Below are 5,375 nucleotides of genomic sequence, written 5' to 3' on the forward strand. Positions count from 1 at the left end.
CCCCAACACGTGCTGCGCGAGCACGTCCAGGCCGCCGGTCCGAAGCGGCGGCGTGTCCTGCGCGTTCTCGGCAACGGCGTCGATCGCCACCCGGCATTCCAGCACTTCGAAGCGGTTGGCCGGCACCAGCACCGCGCGGGAGGCCTCGTCGAGGCGGTGGTTGGCGCGGCCGATCCGCTGCATCAGCCGAGAGGCGCCCTTGGGCGCGCCGACATTGATGACGAGATCGACATCGCCCCAGTCGACGCCGAGATCGAGCGAGGAGGTGCAGACCACGCCGCGGAGCTTGCCCCTGGTCATGGCGTCCTCGACCTTGCGTCGCTGCGCCACATCGAGCGAACCATGATGCAGCGCGATCGCAAGCCCGTCATCGTTCATCCGCCACAGGTCCTGAAACAGCATCTCGGCCTGGCTGCGGGTATTGACGAACACCAGCGTGGTCTTGTTGCGCTTGATGAGATCGTAGATTTCGCCGAGCGCATGGCGCGCGCTATGTCCGGCCCAGGGCAGCCGCTCGCGCGTATCCAGCATCTCGACTTCAGGCGCGGCCGCCCCGCCCGCGATCACGACATCGGCCGAGTGGCGCTCTCCGTTTTGTTGCGGCACCAGAAATCGCGACAGCTGCTCAGGTTCGGCGACAGTGGCCGACAGTCCGATCGCGCGAATCTGCGGCGCCAGACGCCACAAACGTGCGAGCCCAAGCGACAGCAGATCGCCGCGCTTGGAGGTCACCAGCGCATGCAATTCATCAAGCACGATGCGCCGGAGCGAGGAAAACAGAAACGGCGCATCGTCGGATGACAATAACAAAGCGAGTTGTTCGGGCGTGGTGAGCAGAATATCCGGCGGATAACGCCGCTGCCGCTGCCGCCGCGACACCGGTGTGTCGCCGGTGCGGGTTTCGACCTTGATCGGCAGCCCCATTTCGGCAATGGGCGTCTCCAGGTTGCGCGCGATGTCGACCGCGAGCGCCTTCAGCGGCGAGATGTAGAGCGTGTGCAGGCCGCGGCTGCGCGTCACGCCGCGTCCGGTGGAAGGGAGACCGCTGTGCTGGCCGAACTCCCTCCCCCTGGAAGAGGGAGGGCTGGGGTGGGGGTCATCGGCTTCAATTTGTTCGGATCCCCTCCCGGCACGCTCCGCGCGCCGACCTCCCCCTTTCAGGGAGAGGTGAGTCTCTCCGCTCAATTCGACCAGCGTCGGCAAAAATCCCGCCAGCGTCTTGCCGGCGCCGGTCGGCGCGATCAGCAACGCAGAGCGGTCTTCGCGCGCCTTTTCAAGCAACGCCAATTGATGCACCCGCGGCGACCAGCCGCGCGAAGAAAACCAGCGCAGAAAAATCTCGGGCAGCGGTTCATGGGCAAGGAGATCTGGTTGATCTGACGTCACGACTTGGCCGCAACCACCACGAGACCGGGCACCGGCATGTTGTTCTCGTTGCGGAACGACTGCTCCTCAAGCTGCGACAGCGCCAGCCCGGCCGCCATCAGCGAATTGCGGACATAATGCGCGCTGTGGGCATAACGCAGGCCCTCGCCGATGATGACGCCCTCACCGCTGTTTCGCTCCAGCGTGAACGCCAAAAGGCCGCCGGCCGCGAGAACGCGCCTAATCTCCGTCAAGACGGGAATGAGATCGGAAACGTAGACCATGGCATCGGCGGCCAACACCAGATCGGCGCAGGCCTCGGGTCTTGCCCGCAAGCCTGCCAGCATGTCGTTGACCTCGAGTTCGGCATAGAGCCCGATCGCCTTCGCCTTCTCGATCATCCCGGGCGAGAGATCAATGCCGGTGAAATGATCGACCTCCCTGGCGAAGGCTGACGCCGCCAGGCCGGTGCCGCAACCAAGATCGATCGCGCGCTTGAAGAAGGCCGGCTTCTTCACTGCATGGCGCGCCGCCAAGACCGCCTTGAACAGCACCGAAGGCCCGCGATAACCGAGATCGTCGATCAGCGCGCGGTCGAATCGCGGCGCGTATTGGTCGAACAGCGTCCGCACATAGGCCGGCGGCATCGCCGATAATTGTTCCGCCCCTAGCCGCATCAGCTTCAGACTGGCGCCATGTGGATCGCTGGCATCGGCCTCCCACGCCTTCCTGAAGGCTGCAATCGCCGCCTCACGCTCGCCGAGCTGCTGGCGGATTTCGCCAAGCGTAAACCACGCCGACACGAAAGCGGGGGCGAGTTCGATGGCCTGCTCCAGCAAATCAGCGGCGGCCACAAGGTCACCCTTGAGCTGAAGATCGCGCGCAAATTCATAGCGGCGGTCGGCAATCAGATCGCCGGAGGACAGGAATAAGCGCGCGGGCATTTCAGGGCCGGTGTGGGTTGCGAGGACAAAAGCGGGACTCGAACGAACAGTTCAGGAGCCTATATAAACAACATGCGCCCGCAAGACATCCTGACACCCCAGCCGGCCGGCCTGTGCTGCAAGCCGGGCGGATTCCATATCGATCCGGTGCGGCCGGTCGAGCGCGCCGTCATCACCCACGGCCATTCCGACCATGCCCGGGCCGGCCATGGCGCGGTGCTGGCGACGCAAGAGACGCTCGACATGATGCGGCTGCGCCATGGCGATAATTTCGCCCGCAGCACGCAGGCAATTGCTTACGGCGAGGAATTGCGGCTCGGCGAAGTGACGGTCAAGTTCCATCCGGCCGGGCATGTACTGGGCTCCGCGCAGATCGCCGTCAATTGCAAGGGCACGCGCGTCGTCGCCTCCGGCGACTACAAGGATGCGCCCGATCCGACCTGCACACCGTTCGAGGTCGTGCCCTGCGATGTCTTCATTACCGAGGCGACATTCGGCCTGCCGGTATTCCGCCACGGCAACGCGGCGGACGAGGTGAAGAAACTTCTCGCTTCGGTGGCGCTGTTTCCGGAGCGCGCGCATCTGGTCGGCGCCTATTCGCTGGGCAAGGCCCAGCGCGTAATCGCGCTGTTGCGCGCGGCCGGCTACGACGCGCCGATCTATCTGCATGGCGCGATGGAGAAGATCACCACCTACTATCAAAGCCGCGGCGTCGAGCTCGGCGAGTTGCGTCCCGTCAAGGGCATGAAGAAGGCCGATCTCGCCGGCACCATCACGCTGGCGCCGCCCTCGGCGACTTCCGACGTCTGGACGAGGCGATTTCCCGATCCCGTCACCGCTTTTGCTTCGGGGTGGATGCGCGTGCGAGCGCGCGCCCGCCAGGGCGGCATCGAACTGCCGCTGGTGATTTCCGACCACGCCGACTGGGACGGCTTGACCGCGACCATCCAGGCGACGGGCGCCGGCGAAATCTGGGTCACGCATGGGCAGGAAGACGCGCTGGTGCATTGGTGCAAGACGCAAGGATTGGCCGCCCGCCCGCTCGATCTCGTCGGCTATGGCGATGAGGATAACGGCGAAGGCGACGCTGCCGCGGGCGAGGGCGGCGAGGCATGAATCGCTTTGCCGAACTGCTTGATCGCCTCGCCTACGAGCCCGGCCGCAACAACAAGCTGCGCCTGATCACCAACTATTTCCGCACGATCGAAGATCCCGATCGCGGCTACGCGCTGGCCGCGCTCACCGGCGCGCTGTCCTTCAAACACGCCAAGCCCGGCCTGATCCGCGACCTCATCGCCGAGCGCACCGATCCGGCCTTGTTTGCGCTTTCCTATGATTACGTCGGCGATCTCTCGGAAACGGTGGCGCTGATGTGGCCGAAGAATTCGGCGGACCGCCTTCACAACAATCCGCCGCCGCCCACCCTGACCGACGTCGTCACGACGCTGCGCACGCTCGGCAAGACCGAAATGCCGAAGCAGCTTTCGCGCTGGCTCGATGACCTGGATGAAACCGGCCGCTGGGCGCTGTTGAAACTCGTGACCGGCGCGATGCGGATCGGCATTTCCGCGCGGCTCGCCAAGACCGCAGCGGCAGCGCTCGGCGGCAAGGACGCCCATGAAATCGAACTGATCTGGCCGGGGCTCACACCGCCCTATCTCGACCTGTTCGCATGGCTGGATGGGCGCGGCGAGAAGCCTGTCAACCTCGACCCGGCGCCGTTCCGTCCCGTGATGCTGGCGCATGCGATCGAGGATACGGATTTCGCCAATCTCAACGCTGCCGACTTCATCGCCGAATGGAAGTGGGACGGCATTCGCGTGCAGGCCGTTAGCGGGCGCGACGCGAACGGCCACATCACGACCCGGCTCTATTCGCGCAGCGGCGAGGACATCACCGGAAGCTTTCCGGATTTGTTGCCTTCATTACATCTACCCGGCGCGATCGACGGCGAATTGTTGGTGGTGCGTGACGGCCGGGTGCAAAGTTTCAACGTGTTGCAGCAGCGCCTCAACCGCAAAGCCGTCTCGCCAAAGCTGCTCAAGGAGTTTCCGATTCGTCTGCGCGCCTACGATCTGCTCGCCGACGATGAGACCGACCTGCGCGAGCTCGGCTTTGCCGGCCGCCGCGAACGGCTGGAAGCTTTCGTCGCCAGGCTTGACGATGCGAAGGTAGACCTTTCGCCTACCATTACGTTCGACGGGTGGGAGGCGTTGGCCGCCGCGCGGCGCGATCCCGCAAGCGCCGGCGCCGGAGAAGACGCCGAAGCGGTGGAAGGGGTGATGCTCAAGCTCCGCGATGCGCTCTATTTGCCGGGACGTCCCAGAGGCCAATGGTGGAAATGGAAACGAGATCCGCACGTCATCGATGCGGTTTTGATGTATGCGCAGCGCGGCCACGGCAAGCGTTCGTCCTATTATTCCGATTATACCTTCGGGGTCTGGAGCGGTGTCGACGGTGATGCGCAGCTTGTCCCGGTCGGCAAGGCCTATTTCGGCTTCACCGACGAGGAGCTGCTGCAAATCGATCGCTTCGTCCGCCGCAACACCACGGAGAAGTTCGGCCCTGTGCGCCACGTGGTGCATGAGCCCGATCAGGGACTGGTGCTGGAAGTCGCGTTTGAAGGCCTGCAACGTTCGACGCGGCATAAATCCGGCGTCGCTATGCGGTTTCCGCGCATCAACCGGCTGCGCTGGGACAAGCCACCGCGCGAAGCGGACCGGCTGGAGACGTTGGAACGGCTGTTGAAAAGCCCTGCGCTTACGGAAACCACCAAAACCAGTCTGGATTAGCAACCGCAATCGAAATAACGTCAAAACAAGTTCCTACCCCTGCCGATCATGCTCTAGAATGACACTGCAGAGTGGATTTGACGTTCGTCACGAGCCGCGCGGAGAAATCAATGCCGAATGAGACCAGAGAACTGCCGGCGAATAGCGACACCCTGCGCCGCTTTCTGGGCGGCTCGCCTCTGGCCGTGGCGTTCCGGCTGATCCTGCTCTCGATCCTGGTCGGGGTCGTGCTGGCGGCGATCGGTTTCGATCCCTGGAATATCCTGCGCAGCAT

Annotated in this window: 4 protein-coding genes and 1 pseudogene; 3 read left to right on the forward strand and 2 right to left on the reverse strand. The window is 64.2% G+C overall.

Annotated elements, in window-relative coordinates:
• Together WB528_RS04130 and WB528_RS04135 are read right to left on the reverse strand one after the other, a co-directional pair.
• On the reverse strand, positions 1–1,386 hold a 1,386-nt coding region (locus WB528_RS04130; protein WP_423887158.1), incomplete at its 3' end, for a DEAD/DEAH box helicase.
• A complete protein-coding gene (locus WB528_RS04135) occupies positions 1,383–2,309 on the reverse strand; it encodes a methyltransferase domain-containing protein (RefSeq protein ID WP_423887159.1) in 927 nt (308 codons plus the stop codon). The genes WB528_RS04135 and WB528_RS04130, both read right to left, overlap by 4 nt.
• Before the next feature lie 72 nt (positions 2,310–2,381).
• Between WB528_RS04135 and WB528_RS04140 the strand changes: the two genes are divergently transcribed.
• The 3 genes and pseudogenes from WB528_RS04140 to WB528_RS04150 all read left to right on the forward strand — a co-directional run.
• On the forward strand, positions 2,382–3,425 hold the full coding sequence (locus tag WB528_RS04140) for a ligase-associated DNA damage response exonuclease (protein ID WP_423887160.1): 1,044 nt from the start codon (positions 2,382–2,384) through the stop codon (positions 3,423–3,425).
• Positions 3,422–5,101: a cisplatin damage response ATP-dependent DNA ligase gene (locus tag WB528_RS04145; RefSeq protein WP_423887161.1), complete on the forward strand. Its 1,680-nt coding sequence runs from the start codon at positions 3,422–3,424 to the stop codon at positions 5,099–5,101. Before WB528_RS04140 ends, WB528_RS04145 begins: the two co-directional genes overlap by 4 nt.
• A gap of 110 nt (positions 5,102–5,211) precedes the next feature.
• Positions 5,212–5,375 (forward strand): annotated as a pseudogene (locus WB528_RS04150) (DUF6460 domain-containing protein); the annotation flags it as partial.

Source organism: Bradyrhizobium sp., from assembly GCF_049586575.1.
Classification (GTDB): Bacteria; Pseudomonadota; Alphaproteobacteria; order Rhizobiales; family Xanthobacteraceae; genus Bradyrhizobium.